Annotated in this window: 11 protein-coding genes; 6 read left to right on the forward strand and 5 right to left on the reverse strand. The window is 72.5% G+C overall.

The window, feature by feature from the left end; translation table 11 throughout:
- Nucleotides 1-147 precede the first annotated feature (147 nt).
- On the reverse strand, nucleotides 148-1617 hold the full coding sequence (locus ABLE53_RS17560; protein ID WP_348860387.1) for a CCA tRNA nucleotidyltransferase: 1470 nt from the start codon (nucleotides 1615-1617) through the stop codon (nucleotides 148-150).
- Nucleotides 1618-1703: 86 nt separating this feature from the next.
- On the opposite strand from ABLE53_RS17560, the gene ABLE53_RS17565 reads away from it, so the two are divergent.
- The 3 genes from ABLE53_RS17565 to ABLE53_RS17575 are packed head-to-tail and all read left to right on the forward strand — an operon-like array spanning nucleotide 1704 to nucleotide 7558.
- Nucleotides 1704-3938 carry a DUF6049 family protein gene (locus ABLE53_RS17565; RefSeq protein WP_348860388.1) on the forward strand — a complete coding sequence of 745 codons (2235 nt, stop codon included), beginning with the start codon at nucleotides 1704-1706 and terminating at the stop codon, nucleotides 3936-3938.
- Nucleotides 3935-5599, forward strand: coding sequence for a murein biosynthesis integral membrane protein MurJ (gene murJ, locus ABLE53_RS17570; RefSeq protein WP_348860390.1), 1665 nt, complete (start codon nucleotides 3935-3937; stop codon nucleotides 5597-5599). The genes ABLE53_RS17565 and murJ overlap by 4 nt, the downstream gene beginning before the upstream one ends.
- A 12-nt stretch (nucleotides 5600-5611) precedes the next feature.
- Nucleotides 5612-7558, forward strand: a complete 1947-nt coding sequence (locus tag ABLE53_RS17575) for a protein kinase family protein (RefSeq protein ID WP_348860391.1) — start codon at nucleotides 5612-5614, stop codon at nucleotides 7556-7558.
- Nucleotides 7559-7579: 21 nt separating this feature from the next.
- Here ABLE53_RS17575 and ABLE53_RS17580 read toward each other — a convergent pair whose 3' ends face one another.
- Entirely contained in the window at nucleotides 7580-8152 is a 573-nt protein-coding gene (locus ABLE53_RS17580; protein ID WP_348860392.1) for an SRPBCC family protein, read from the reverse strand.
- A complete protein-coding gene (locus ABLE53_RS17585) occupies nucleotides 8149-8502 on the reverse strand; it encodes an ArsR/SmtB family transcription factor (RefSeq protein WP_348860393.1) in 354 nt (117 codons plus the stop codon). The genes ABLE53_RS17580 and ABLE53_RS17585 overlap by 4 nt, the downstream gene beginning before the upstream one ends.
- Before the next feature lie 134 nt (nucleotides 8503-8636).
- Between ABLE53_RS17585 and trxB the strand changes: the two genes are divergently transcribed.
- Complete coding sequence (trxB, locus tag ABLE53_RS17590; protein ID WP_348860394.1) at nucleotides 8637-9665, forward strand: thioredoxin-disulfide reductase; 1029 nt, start codon at nucleotides 8637-8639, stop codon at nucleotides 9663-9665.
- Here trxB and ABLE53_RS17595 read toward each other — a convergent pair.
- Nucleotides 9634-11109, reverse strand: coding sequence for an MFS transporter (locus ABLE53_RS17595; protein WP_348860395.1), 1476 nt, complete (start codon nucleotides 11107-11109; stop codon nucleotides 9634-9636). The two genes, trxB and ABLE53_RS17595, sit on opposite strands and share 32 nt — an antisense overlap.
- 159 nt (nucleotides 11110-11268) lie before the next feature.
- On the opposite strand from ABLE53_RS17595, the gene trxA reads away from it, so the two are divergent.
- Entirely contained in the window at nucleotides 11269-11598 is a 330-nt protein-coding gene (trxA, locus tag ABLE53_RS17600) for a thioredoxin (RefSeq protein WP_348860396.1), read from the forward strand.
- Between the two features lie 33 nt (nucleotides 11599-11631).
- On the opposite strand, the gene ABLE53_RS17605 is transcribed toward trxA, so the two are convergent.
- Nucleotides 11632-12357 carry a GNAT family N-acetyltransferase gene (locus ABLE53_RS17605; RefSeq protein WP_348860397.1) on the reverse strand — a complete coding sequence of 242 codons (726 nt, stop codon included), beginning with the start codon at nucleotides 12355-12357 and terminating at the stop codon, nucleotides 11632-11634.
- Between the two features lie 64 nt (nucleotides 12358-12421).
- Between ABLE53_RS17605 and ABLE53_RS17610 the strand changes: the two genes are divergently transcribed.
- Nucleotides 12422-13741: an aminotransferase-like domain-containing protein gene (locus ABLE53_RS17610; RefSeq protein ID WP_348860398.1), complete on the forward strand. Its 1320-nt coding sequence runs from the start codon at nucleotides 12422-12424 to the stop codon at nucleotides 13739-13741.
- Nucleotides 13742-13780 lie beyond the last annotated feature (39 nt).

Here is a 13780-nt window from a genome sequence, read left to right on the forward strand (position 1 = left end):
CGACAGCGACGCTCCCGAACACACCAACTCGAACAACCGCGAACGGACCTCAGGCGAACACGCCCTCGTCATCTGCACCACTCCGTCTCACATCAGGAGCGTTGCTTCGACCGCTGGATTCCGCCGTGTCACCGGACCCGCGAAGTGTCACGGTGACACTTTGGCCGCCCACCAGGCGAGCAGCCGCTCCTTGGCCTCCTCCTCGGAGAGCACGCCCTCGTCGATGCGCAGGTCGAGGAGGAACTTGTACGCCGCGCCGACCTCGGGGCCGGGCTTCAGGCCGAGGACCTCCATGATCTGGTTGCCGTCGAGCGCCGGCCGCATGGCGGCGAGCTCCTCCTCCTCGGAGAGCCGCTCGATGCGCGCCTCGAGGGCGTCGTAGGTCCGGGCGAGCCGCTCGGCCTTCCGCCGGTTGCGGGTCGTGCAGTCGGCCCGGGTGAGGACGTGGAGGCGCTCGAGCTGGTCGCCGGCGTCGCGGACGTAGCGGCGTACGGCGGAGTCGGTCCACTCGCCCGTGCCGTAGCCGTGGAACCGCAGGTGCAGCTCGACCAGCCTGGCGACCGCGTCGATCTCGTCGTTGGAGAACCGCAGCGCCTTCATCCGCTTGCGCACGAGCTTGGCCCCGACCACGTCGTGGTGGTGGAAGCTGACCGTGCCGTCGTCGTGGAAGCGGCGCGTGCGGGGCTTGCCGACGTCGTGCATGAGCGCCGCGAACCGTGCGACGAAGTCGGGGCCTGCGCCGAGTCGCTCCTCCTGATCGATGGTCTGCTCGAGCACCGTCAGGGTGTGCTCGTACACGTCCTTGTGGCGATAATGCTCGTCGCGCTCGAGCCGCAGCGCGGGCAGCTCCGGGAGCACCCGGTCGGCCAGCCCGGTGTCGACGAGGAGGGTGAGGCCGAGTCGGGGGTACGGCGCGGTCACCAGCTTCACCAGCTCGTCGCGGACCCGTTCGGCGGAGATGATCGAGATCCGGTCGGCCATCGCTGTCATCGCCGCGACCACCTCGGGGGCGACGCTGAAGCCCAGCTGCGCGGCGAAGCGGGCCGCCCGCATCATCCGCAGCGGGTCGTCGGAGAAGGAGTCCTCCGGCCGGCCGGGGGTGCGCAGCACGCGGGTGGCGAGGTCGACCACGCCGCCGTACAGGTCGACGATCTCGCGGCCGGGCACGCGGACCGCCATCGCGTTGACGGTGAAGTCGCGCCGTCCGAGATCCCCGGCCAGGCTGTCGCCGAAGTCCACCTCCGGCTTGCGGGAGTCGGGGTCGTAGACCTCGGAGCGGTACGTCGTCACCTCGACGGTCCAGGGCCCCCGGCGGCAGCCGATGGTGCCGAACGCGCGGCCCATGTCCCAGGTCGCTCCCCGCCGGTCGGCGCTCGCCCACCGCTTGAGGATCCGCTCGGTGTCGTCCGGCCGCGCGGAGGTGGTGAAGTCGAGATCGTTGTGGGCCCTGCCCAGCATGGCGTCGCGCACCGGCCCGCCGACGAGCGCGAGCTCGAAGCCCTCGTCCGCGAACGCCTCGCCGAGCTCGTCGATCACGGGCCCGATCCGATCCAGCTCCGCCGTCACCGAGCGCTGGACATCGGCGACACTGATCGGGGGCAGTTCGGTCTCGGACACGACTGACCAGTCTAGGGCCGGTCGGTCGAATCCCCGCCGCCGCGCCGTTGGGAGTGAGGCGGCCGCCGGCCGATATCCTCGACGCCATGCTTCACCGCCCCATGCCGTCGCGCCTGCCCGCGACCGCATGGAAGGCAGGGGGTACGACGGGCCTCCTGCTGGCGCTGCTGCTCGCCCTGCTCGCGCCCGTACCGGCGCGCGCGGCCGAGCCGGACACGCCGCTCGCCCTCAGCATCGACACGCTGGGTGCGACGACCATCAACGGGAAGGGACCGATCCGCGTCAGCGGCACGCTGACCAACCTCGACACCGAGGAGTGGGACGACGTCCGGATCTACCCGTTCATCGGCAGCACGCCGATCACGACCGAGTCCGACCTCGCCGACCAGGCGGCGTCGCCCGACAACGCGCTGGTCGGCAGCCGGATCACCGACGAGGGCGACTACACGACGGTCGACAAGGTGGCCGCCGGTGAGACCGTCGCGTGGTCGCTGACGGTGAAGCGCAGCGACCTTCGAGCGCACCTCGCGGTGACCGAGCCGGGGGTCTACTGGTTCGGCGTCCACGCGCTCGGGTCCAACGACGTCGACGGCGTGCCCACCGCCGACGGACGGGCCCGCACCTTCCTCCCCCTCGTCCCGAAGCAGGGCAAGAAGGCGAAGCCCGAGAAGGTCGCCGTCATCCTGCCGATCCGGCGTCGCGTCATCCACACACCGGACGGACGCATCGCCGATGCTGCCGGCTGGGCACAGCAGCTCGGAGACGACGGCCGCCTCGGCCGCCTGCTCTCGTTCGGCAGCACCAGCACCCGGATCAGCTGGCTCCTCGACCCGGCCGTCCTCGACGCCGTACGCATGCTTGCCGGGGGCAACCAGCCCCGCAGTCTCGGCGCCGTCGACGGCAGCGAGGACGGCAGCTCGTCCGCCTCGCCCAGCGCCTCGGCCTCGCCGTCCGCCGACGCCGGGGAGAGCGACTCCGGCCTGACCGAGGAGGAGATCGCCGACGACAAGGCGGCACAGACCGCCGCGACCCGGTGGCTGGAGCGGCTCCGCAGCGCACTGCCGGGCCACGAGGTGCTGACCCTGCCGTACGCCGACCCCGATCTGCCCGCGCTGGCGGTGCACGACAAGCGGCTGTACGCCAAGGCGCGGGAGCGCGCCGACGCCGTCTTCTCGGCGCTGGGGATCACCGGCGGCGTGCCGGTCACGGCGCCGCCGTCCGGCTACCTCGACGAGGCCGCGATCAAGCTGCTCCGTGACCGGCCGCTGACGATCGTCAGCGACCAGATGGTCGAGGGCGACGCCCCACCCGTGGCCCTGGTCGACGGACACCGCCTTGTCACCACCTCCTCCGAGGCAGCCTCGGGCGGGGCCGGGCCGGGCGACCGGCTCTCGCCGGTCGCGCTGCGCCAGCGGATCGTGGCGCAGGCCTCGCTGCGGCTGGCCACGCACCGGCCGCTCGTCGTCCTGCTGCCGTCCCGGTGGACGCCCGCGGGCAGCGCGCCGGCCTTCTTCGACGACCTGACGACGACGTCGTGGGTCGACCTCACCACCGTGGGAGACGCCGTCTCCGACCAGTCGGCGACGTCCGTCGCGTCCGACGACCTGGTCTACCCCGAGACCGAGGCCGAGGCGCAGCTCGGCGAGAACGTGTTCGACAGCGTCGACGACCTGATCCGCGCCGGCATGACCCTGCAGAGCGTGCTGACGCACAACACCGACGTCGGAACGCAGGTGCTCTCCGAGGCGCTCACCTCGACGTCGTACTTCGCCCGGCGCGGCCGCGGCGAGGCGGCCGACCGCTCCACCAACGTGATCAGGTCCGAGCTCGGCAAGATCTCCGTCGAGACGCCCGCCGCGGTCACGCTGTCGAGCGACAGCGGCAGGTTCGCCGTCACCGTCGCCAACGGGCTCGACGAGCCGATCACCGTCAGGCTCCGGGCGGACGCCGACCCCGGAATCTCGATCACCGGTCCCGAGGAGGTGCAGGTCGGCCCGCAGGCGCGCAGCACCGTCCTCCTCACCGCCAGCGCGCTGAACAACGGCGTCCACACCGTGCGACTGCGGCTGACCGACGCCGACGGCACCCACGTCGGCGACGGTGCCGTCCTGCCCATCCGCTCCGCCCAGGTCAGCACGATCATCTGGTGGTTCGTCGGCGTCGGCCTGGCACTCCTGTTCCTCGCGATCTTCGTCCGGCTGGTCCGCCGGGTGCGCGCCGCGCGGCGTACGCCCGAAGAGGCCGCCGCCACGGCCGACCCCGCCGACCCCGCCGACCACACCGACGCCGCCGCAACCCCGCCGGCCCCGGGGACGCCGTGAGCCCCGCCGGAGCGCCCGACCTGGCGCGCACCGGGCAGCGCTCGATCCTGGCCTCCAGCGCGGTGATGGCCGCCGGGACCGTCGTGTCGCGGGCGAGCGGGTTCGTCCGCAACGCGATGCTGGTCGCGGCGCTCGGGTCCGGGCTGCACGCCGACGTGTTCACGATCGCCAACACGATCCCGAACATGCTCTACATCCTGCTGGCCGGCGGGATCTTCAACGCCGTCCTGGTCCCCCAGCTGGTCCGCGCCCAGCGCAACGACCCCGACGGCGGCATCGCCTACACCAACCGGATCATCACCCTCGCCACCCTCTTCCTCGGCGTCGTGACGGTCGCGCTGGTGGTGGCGGCGCCGGCGCTGCTCCACCTCTACGTCAACAGCAGCTGGTACGCCGCCGACCACGCCGCGCAGCTGGAGTCGGCGATCGACTTCGCCCGCTGGTGCCTGCCGCAGGTGTTCTTCTACGGGCTGTTCGTGCTGGTCGGCCAGGTGCTCAACGCGCGGGGCAGCTTCGGCCCGATGATGTGGGCGCCGATCGCCAACAACATCGTCTCGATCGCGGTGCTGGCGCTCTACCTCGCCAGCTACGGCCCCTCCTCGACCGGCGGCTACAGCTCGGGCGAGGAGCTGCTGCTCGGGCTGGGCTCCACGGTCGGCATCGCGGCGCAGTTCCTGCTGCTGCTCTGGCCGCTGCACGCCGCGGGTGTGCGCTTCGCGCCGCGGTTCGACTTCCGCCGTACGGGCCTCGGCCACACGCTGCGGCTCGGCACCTGGACGGTCCTCTTCGTGATCGTCAACCAGGTCGCCTACACGTTCGTCACCCGGCTGGCCTCGAGCGGGTCGGCCGCCTCAGGCACCGGCTACACCGTCTACTCCAACAGCTTCCTGGTCACCCAGGTCCCGCACTCGGTGGTGACGGTCTCGCTCGCCACCGCGGTGCTCCCGGCGCTCTCGGCACGCGCGGCCGCGCAGGACCCGACCGGCCTTGCCCGGACCCTGTCCGGGACGCTGCGATCGGCGCTCGCCGTCGTCATCCCGGTGGCCGCGCTGCTGCCGGTGCTGGCGACGCCGGTGGCCCACCTGCTCTTCGGGTACGGCGCCAACGCCTCGCGCTTCGAGGTCTACGGGCCCACGCTCGCGCTCTTCGCGCCCGGGATGGTCTTCTTCACCGTCCACTACCTCATGCTGCGCGGCTTCTACGCCCTCGAGCGCAACCGCACCGCCTTCGTCGTGCAGTGCCTCATCGCCGCGACCAACATCGCCGCCGCGATCCTGCTCGTCCGCGAGGCCTCGGCCGAGCACACCTCGCCGGCGCTCACCATCGCCTACGGGCTCTCCTACCTGGTCGGCTCGATCGTGTCGTACGCCGTCCTGCGCCGCGCCCTCGGTGGCCTCGACGGAACCCGGCTGCTGCGGTTCGTCGTACGCCTCCTCGTCGTGACCGCCGCGGCGACCCTGGTGGCGGGCCTCTTCCACGCCGCTCTCCTGACGTACGACGACAACCCGGGCTGGGCGCTCACCCTGGCCGAGACCGTCGCCGTCGGCATCGTCGACGTGTGCATGCTGCTGCTCGGCGCCCAGGCGCTGAGGCTCACCGAGCTCACCTCGGTGATGGGACAGATCGCCCGGCGGCTCGGTGGGCCGCTGGGCCGGCACTGAGAGACTGTGCCCATGGAGTCGACGCGATCCGGTGACGTCCTCGCCGGCAGGTACCGCCTCGCGGACCTGCTCAGCGAGGCCCGCAACGGTCGCTTCTGGAAGGCTGAGGACGCCATCCTCGGCCGCCCCGTCGCCATCCACGTGCTCGCGGCCAACGACGAGCGGGCGCCGGCGCTGATGGCGGCGGCCCGCGACTCGGCGTCGGTCACCGACGCGAGGCTGCTGCGGGTCCTCGACGCGGAGACGACCGGCGACATCGCGTACGTCGTCAACGAGTGGGGCTCGGGCACGTCCCTCGACAACGTCCTCGCCACCGACGGCCCGCTCCCACCGCGCCGGGCGGCGTGGCTCACGGAGGAGGTCGCCGACACGCTGAGCCGGGCCCACGAGGCCGGCCACGCCCACGGCCGGCTCAACCCGGAGAACGTCCTCATCGACGACCTCGGCGCGGTGCGGATCATCGGCTTCGCCGTCGAGGCGGCGCTCCACGGACTCGAGCCGGGCCGGGTCGAGGACGACGTCGTCGACCTCGGCGGCGTCCTGTACGCCGGCCTCACCGGCAAGTGGGCCGGCCGGACCCCGTCCCGCGTCCCGGCCGCCCCCACCGCCCACGGCCACGTCCTGCGCCCGCGACAGGTGCGTGCCGGCGTACCCCGCGTGCTCGACGATCTCTGCGGCCGGGTGGTCGGGGACTCCGCGGCACCGCCGTCGGCCCGCGAGATGGTCGCCGTCCTGGCGTCGTACGTCGGTGACGCGACCGACCTCGGCGGCGCGCCGCGACCCGTGACAGGCGCGCCGGTCCCGCCCCTCGCCCAGGCGGCCGGGCCGAAGCCCGAGGACTCCACTCGCACGCTCGGGACGCCTGACGACGAGTCGGCCACCGAAGCCGTCCCGCTCGGCGCCGCTGCGGTGGCGGACGCCGAAGACACCGGTGCCGACACCGGTGCCGACACGGCCGACGACACGGCCGACGACACGGATCGGTCCGCACAGGAGGACGCCTCCGCGGAGAAGCCCGCCGACGAGGCTCCGTCTGCCGCGCCGTCCGCCCCGTCACCGGCCGACGAGCCCGAGCGCACCCAGCCAGGCCTGCCGACCTTCGACGACGAGGACGAGGAGTGGGACAACTGGCAGGCGCCGCGCACGGAGCCGGTGCCGCCACCGCCACCCCTCGAGCCCCCGGCGCCGAAGCCCCTCTTCGCCGACGAGCCGCGGACCCCCCGGGCGAACGCGCCCGCGAGCACCACCGCGCCGGAGCCGCAGGGCGCCGCGCCGGAGTACTGGCCGTGGTCCGGCGCCACCCCCGGTGTCGACGTCGCCGAGGAGCCGGAGCAGGCGCCCCCCGGCCGCGGCTGGATCCGGCTCGCCATCGCCGTGGCGGTCGCCGCCGTCCTCGTCGTGTGCGTCGCGCTGGCCTACAACGCCACCCACGGCGGGACCCTGCTCGGCGGCGACTCCGACGAGTCGCCCTCGGCCGCCGCGAGCAGCCCGGCGGCCAAGCCCGTGGTCGTCCGGGGCGTGACCGCTCGCGACTTCGACCCGATGGGCGACCCGCCGGCGGAGTACCCCGACCTCGCCCACTACGCCGTCGACGGTGACACCGCCACGGAGTGGCGCACCTCGCGCTACAACGACCAGCTCGGCCCGCCGCCCGGCCTCAAGACCGGCGTCGGCCTGGTGCTCGACCTGCAGGCGTCGTACGCCGTCGACTCGGTGCACCTCGACCTCGTCGGCGAGCCGACCGGCGTCTCGATCTACGTCAGCGACGACCCGCCCGCGTCGACCCCGACCGGCAAGCCGGCGGCGACGGCGCAGGTCGGCACCTCCGACGACGTCGAGGTGTCCGGCCAGCCCGAGGGCCGCTACGTGCTGCTCTGGTTCACCTCGCTGCCGGAGGTGCCGGGCGGCTACCGTCTCGAGGTCGCGGAGGCCAAGGTCACGGGCACGAAGGCCGAGTGACGGCGCCGGCCGGCGCCGGCCTCAGCCCTGCGGCACGAGCCCGTCCCAGGCGTGGTCGTGGAGGTAGCGCTCGATGCCCGCGGAGTCGAGGACGTCTGGACCGATGACGACGCCGGGGTCGACGAGGGCCAGCCGGGCGCGCTCGAGCACCTCGCCCCAGCCGGCGCCGTACGACCAGGCGCCGCGGGCCCTCAGACCGGAGTGGACGACGGTGACCCGGGTGCGCTCCTCGCCGAGCGGCTCGCAGCGCAGCTCGACCACCGAGGCGCCCTCCCCGAAGCCGCCCCAGTCGACCACGACCCGCGCGTGCTCCTCGCACTCGCGCAGGCCGATCATCTGGACGAACTCCTCGGGCACCTCGTCCTCGTTGGTCACCATCGCCATCGTGGTCGTGCCGCCGATCTCGGGCACCCGCTCGAGCCGCCCGAACCAGCGGGCGAGGCGCTCGGGATCGGTCCAGCACTCCCACACCTCCGCGAGCGGGACGTCGTAGTCCTGGGTGAGGGTGATCGTCCAGCTCCCGTCGGGCTCCTGGCGGGCGTCGCGGGAGTGCTGCTCGGCGATCCGCGCGAACACGTCCTTGGTCGAGATCATCGGTCCTCCTCGGAGGTCGGGTGGGTCGAGCGCCTGCCCCGGCGCAGCTCGGTCTCGAGCGCGGAGAGGCGGTTGGTCCAGAACCGGCGGTACGGCGCCAGCCACGCGTCCGCCTCCTGAAGCCGGTCCGGGCGCAGCGCGTAGAGCCGCCGGCGCCCGTCGGGCGTCGCGGCCAGGAAGCCGCTCTCCCGCAGCACCTTGAGGTGCTGGGACACCGCCGGCTGGCTGATGGCGTACGCCGCCTGCACGCTCGCGACGATCTCCCCGGCCGGCAGCGGCCGGTCACTCGACGAGACGGTGTCGAGGATGTGGCGGCGTACGGGATCGCCGAGGACGTCGAGCGCGTGCACGTGACCAGACTGCCGTCGTACGACGCATAAGTCAATACTTATTCTTTCCGTACGGCGCACGTCGCCTTCGGCGCGGGAATCTTCCTCACCTACGATCGGTTATCGCAGCGTCACCGAACCCAGGGAGTGTCCCTATGCCCGTCGCCTCGACCCCGACCGAGCCCCGCAACGTCATCGTGATCGGATCCGGTCCGTCCGGCTACACCGCCGCGGTCTACACCGCGCGTGCCGGCCTGGCCCCACTGGTCTTCGAGGGCTCGGTGACCGCCGGCGGAGCGCTGATGACCACCACCGAGGTCGAGAACTTCCCCGGCTTTCGCGACGGCATCATGGGCCCGGAGCTGATGGACAACATGCGCGCCCAGGCGGAGCGGTTCGGCGCCGAGCTGGTCGCCGACGACGTCGTGGAGGTCGACCTGACCGGTGACGTGAAGGTCGTCAAGACCGCCACCGAGACCCACTACGCCAAGGCCGTCATCCTCGCGATGGGCTCGGGCTACCGGAAGCTCGGCCTGGAGAAGGAGGACATCCTCTCGGGCCGCGGCGTCTCCTGGTGCGCCACCTGCGACGGGTTCTTCTTCCGCGAGCAGCACATCGCCGTCGTGGGCGGCGGAGACTCCGCGATCGAGGAGGCCACTTTCCTGACCCGCTTCGGCTCCAAGGTCTCGCTGCTGGTCCGGCGCGACGAGCTGCGCGCCTCCAAGATCATGCAGGAGCGCGCCTTCGCCGACCCGAAGCTCGAGATCGAGTGGAACACCGTGGTCGAGTCCATCAACGGCACCGACCGGCTGGAGTCGCTGACGCTGCGCGACACCAAGACCGGCGAGACCCGCGAGATGGCGGCCACCGGGCTGTTCATCGCGATCGGCCACGACCCGCGCTCGGAGCTGGTCAAGGGGCAGGTCGACCTCGACGACGAGGGCTACGTCCTGGTCGAGCACGACTCGACGGGGACCAACCTCCCCGGCGTCTTCGCGGCGGGCGACCTGGTCGACCACGTCTACCGCCAGGCGATCACCGCCGCCGGCACCGGCTGCGAGGCCGCGCTGGACGCCGAGCGCTACCTCGCCGAGCTCGCCCACGCGTCCTCCGCGGACGCGGAGGCCGAGGCCGAGTCGGACGCACAGGTCTTCACCGAGCTTCAGCAGACCGCGGGCGCCTGAGCCCCACCCACCCGATCGCCCCGCCGACCAGCAGCAGGGCCGCGCAGACCAGCATCGCCGAGCGGTAGGCGGCGGTGAGGGCCGCCGGGTCGTCGTACTCGCTGCCGCCCAGGCCCACCGCCACCGGCAGCGCCGCGACGGCCAGCAGGCTCCCGATCCGGGCGACGGCGTTGTTGACGCCACTCGCGATCCCGGCCCACCGGTCGGTGACGGCGGCCAGCACGGTGGCGGTCAGCGGCGCGACCAGGCAGGTCAGCCCGAAGGCGAAGACGAGCATCCCCGGCAGCACGGAGAGCCAGTACGACGACGTGGCGTCGACCCCGAGCATGAGGACCGTCCCCACAGCGCAGAGCACCGGCCCGAGCCCCATCTGCAGCCGCGGACCGATCCGGTGCGCCAGGGCGGCGGACTGCCCCGAGAGCGCGAACATGACGACCGTAATGGGGAGGGTCGCGAGTCCGGCGGCGAGCGGTCCGTACCCACCGCTGACCTGCAGCTGGAGCACCAGGAAGAACGTCATCGCCCCGAGCGCGCCGTACACCACGAAGGTGAGCAGGTTGCTCGCGGTGAACACCCGCGACCCGAACATCGCCGGCGGCACCATCGGGTCCGGCCGCCGCTGGCTGACGACGAAGGCGGCCAGTGCGAGCACGCCGCCGACCGCGGCGACCGCGATGGTCGCGGCCGGCTGCTGGCCGGCCTCGATGAGCGCGTACGTCACCGCTCCCAGCCCGACCGCGCCGAGCCCGGCACCGACGACGTCGAACCGGCGGGCGGCCTCCGGGTCCCGGCTCTCCGGGACGTGGTGCACGGCGATGAGCACGACGACCACGGCGATCGGCACGTTGATCCAGAAGACGTAGCGCCACCCGACGCTCTGGACCAGCCCGCCGCCGAGGAACGGCCCGAGGACGGTGGCGATCCCCGACATGCCCGACCAACGCCCGATCGCCTGCGCCCGGTCCTCCTCCCGGAACGACCCCTGCATGAGCGCGAGGCTGCCCGGCGTCAGGAGCGCGGCGCCGACGCCCTGGACGGCCCGCGCGGCGACGAGGGTCTCGGCGTTCGGCGCCAGCGCGCAGGCGGCGCTGGCGAGCCCGAACCAGACGGTGCCGATGGTGAACACCCGGCGGCGGCCGAGCCGGTCGCCCAGCGACCCTCCGACGAGGATGAGGGACGCGAGCGCGAGGAGGTAGGCGTTGACGATCCACTGCAGCTGGGCGAGCGAGGCGTCGAGGTCGGTGCCGATCCGGCGCAGCGCGACGTTGACGACGGTTCCGTCGAGGAAGCCCATCCCCGCGCCGAGGACGGCTGCCGCCAGGAGCCACCGGCCGCGGGCGGAGTCGAGCGAGACCGGGTCGTCGCAGACAGGTGTGCCGCCGGCCGTCGTGGCGGATCCGGGCGCGGCGATGCCGTGCCCGCCGGGTCGGGCGTCGTTCGCCATGGTGCCTCCGTTCCGGCGCCGCGACCTCCGGCTGGCGTACACCCCCGGCTGTCAGAGGCGCAAGTTAGGGTTGGTTCGAGGGGAATGATCCGCGACCGCGACGACGTTCCCCTTCAACGAGCCTCCACCAAGCCAGTTCATCGCAGAAGGGTGCCCACCGTGGCTGACAACATCAACGCCGTGACCGATGCCGAGTTCGAGTCCACGGTCCTCAAGTCCGACAAGCCCGTCCTCGTCGACTTCTGGGCGGAGTGGTGCGGTCCGTGCCGCCAGGTCTCCCCGATCCTCGACGAGCTCGCCGGCGAGCACGGCGACAAGGTCACCTTCGTGAAGATGAACGTCGACGAGAACCCCGTGACCCCGTCCAACTACCGCGTCACCGGCATCCCGACGCTCAACATCTACAAGGGCGGCGAGGTCGTGAAGTCGATCGTCGGCGCCAAGCCGAAGGCCGCGCTCCTCGCCGAGCTCTCCGAGTTCATTGCCTGATCTCACCTGAGCTGCATCCGCACGCAGGCGCTGCTACCGCCCCGCCACCGGTCCCGGCCGGTGGTGGGGCGGAGTCGATTTCGGCCCCTCCTCCCGGCGTACGGGCGACGGCTGGTGGTGGACCGGCACAGGAGCGGGCGCGCGGTGGCGCCGCGGGCGTACGACGCCCCACAGCCGCTCCCAGGCGACCTCGACCTCCTCGCGCCAGCTGACCGCCGCCTTCAGCTCCATCCGGAGCCGGGGCGCGGTGACGTGGGCGCGGTGGGTCTTGAAGCCCACCCGGGCCAGGAACTCCGCCGGCGCCGCGCACCGACGCCCGTGGATCCCGCTGATGGGCCCGACGTCGCCGAAGGCCTCGACAGCGCGGACGTCCGGCCGGCCGATGAGGTCGCGCGCCATCCCCTGCACCAGCATCCGGCCCAGCCCGCCGCCGGCGTGGCGCGGGTCGATCCACACCGTCGTGAGCAGGACGGCGTCCGGGGACACCGGCGCCGTCGGGAAGGAGCCGGCACCGCCCGCGTACGACGGCGGGACGTAGATCAGGAAGCCGACGGTCTCGCCGTCGACGACCGCCACGCGGCCGCAGGAGCCCCACTCACGCAGGACCTCCGAGATCCAGGCCTCCTTCTCGGCGACGGCGCGCTCGGGCGGGACGTGCCTGAGGCGGACCGGATCGAGCTCCCAGAACAGGCAGCTGCGGCAGGGCGCTGACAGCTCCGCGAACCGGTCGAGGGTCAGCGGGAGGATCCTTCGCGACATTTGTTCCTCCGAAAGGCGGACGGAATGCGCGTCGACGGTCGACATCGTTCATGCTAGATCCATCATGGACAACACCCCTACGCGCGCGCCCGGCTCCCGACTCGACCCGTATGTCGACCGCTACGCCGCGCGCACGGCCGGGATGACCGCCTCCGAGATCCGCGCGCTCTTCGCCGTGGCGTCCCGCCCTGAGGTGGTCTCGCTCGCCGGGGGCATGCCCAACATCTCAGGGCTTCCCCTCGACGTGGTCGGTGGCGCGATCGGGGATCTGGTGGCGGCGCACGGCCCGGTCGCGATGCAGTACGGCTCCGGCCAGGGCGTCCCCGAGCTGCGCGAGCAGATCACCGACGTCATGCGGCTCGAGGGCATCGACGCCCATCCCGACGACGTCGTCGTCACCGTCGGCTCGCAGCAGGCGGTCGACCTGGTCACCCGGATCTTCTGCGACCCGGGCGACGTCGTGATCTGCGAGGCCCCGTCGTACGTCGGGGCACTGGGCGTCTTCAAGAGCTACCAGTGCGAGGTCGTCCACGCCGAGATGGACGCCCACGGGCTGGTCCCCGACGCTCTGCGCCAGGCGATCGCGGCCACGAAGGCAGCCGGGAAGTCGATCAAGTTCCTCTACACGATCCCGAACTTCCACAACCCGGCCGGCGTCACGCTGTCGGCCGAGCGTCGCCCGGAGATCCTGGAGCTCTGCCGCTCCGAGGGGATCCTCGTGCTCGAGGACAACCCCTACGGCCTGCTCGGCTTCGACGGCGAGCCCAAGCGCGCGCTGCGCGCCGACGAGGCCGAGGGGGTCATCTACCTCGGCTCGTTCTCGAAGACCTTCGCGCCCGGTTTCCGGGTCGGCTGGGCGCTCGCACCGCACTCGGTGCGCGAGAAGCTCGTCCTCGCCCAGGAGAGCGCAACGCTGTGCCCGCCGCAGTTCTCGCAGATGGCGGTCTCGGCCTACCTCGCCAACCACGACTGGCAGGGGCAGATCAAGCAGTTCCGCGAGATGTACCGCGAGCGTCGTGACGCCATGGTCACCGCGCTCTCCGACCTGATGCCGGCCGCCTGCCGCTGGAACGTGCCGGACGGCGGCTTCTACGTCTGGATGACGCTTCCGCCGGGCGTCGACGCGAAGTCGATGCTGCCGCGGGCCGTTACCGCGCGAGTGGCGTACGTCCCGGGGACGGCGTTCTTCGCCGACGGCTACGGCTCCTCGTCGATGCGGCTCTCGTTCTGCTACCCGACGCCCGAACGGATCCGAGAGGGCGTACGCCGGCTCGCCGGCGTCGTCGAGGCCGAGCTCGAGCTGCTCGAGACCTTCGGTGCCACGGGGCCGATCCCCGGGCTGCCGATCCGGGGCACGGAGTACCCCTCGTCCGACACCCAGTGAGCTGCTGGGTTCGTCGTTGGCGTCATCACGTCGACCTGA

The sequence above is a fragment of the Nocardioides asiaticus genome (assembly GCF_040049175.1).
Taxonomy (GTDB): domain Bacteria; phylum Actinomycetota; class Actinomycetes; order Propionibacteriales; family Nocardioidaceae; genus Nocardioides; species Nocardioides cheoyonin.

Bases quoted from the DNA above. Each gene is read 5' to 3' on its own strand.
- ABLE53_RS17565 (WP_348860388.1), top strand. From the start codon at position 1,704: ATGCTTCACCGCCCCATGCCGTCGCGCCTGCCCGCGACCGCATGGAAG.
- ABLE53_RS17575 (WP_348860391.1), top strand. From the start codon at position 5,612: ATGGAGTCGACGCGATCCGGTGACGTCCTCGCCGGCAGGTACCGCCTC.
- ABLE53_RS17580 (WP_348860392.1), bottom strand. From the start codon at position 8,152: ATGATCTCGACCAAGGACGTGTTCGCGCGGATCGCCGAGCAGCACTCC.
- trxB (WP_348860394.1), top strand. From the start codon at position 8,637: ATGCCCGTCGCCTCGACCCCGACCGAGCCCCGCAACGTCATCGTGATC.
- ABLE53_RS17595 (WP_348860395.1), bottom strand. From the start codon at position 11,109: ATGGCGAACGACGCCCGACCCGGCGGGCACGGCATCGCCGCGCCCGGA.
- ABLE53_RS17605 (WP_348860397.1), bottom strand. From the start codon at position 12,357: ATGTCGCGAAGGATCCTCCCGCTGACCCTCGACCGGTTCGCGGAGCTG.
- ABLE53_RS17610 (WP_348860398.1), top strand. From the start codon at position 12,422: ATGGACAACACCCCTACGCGCGCGCCCGGCTCCCGACTCGACCCGTAT.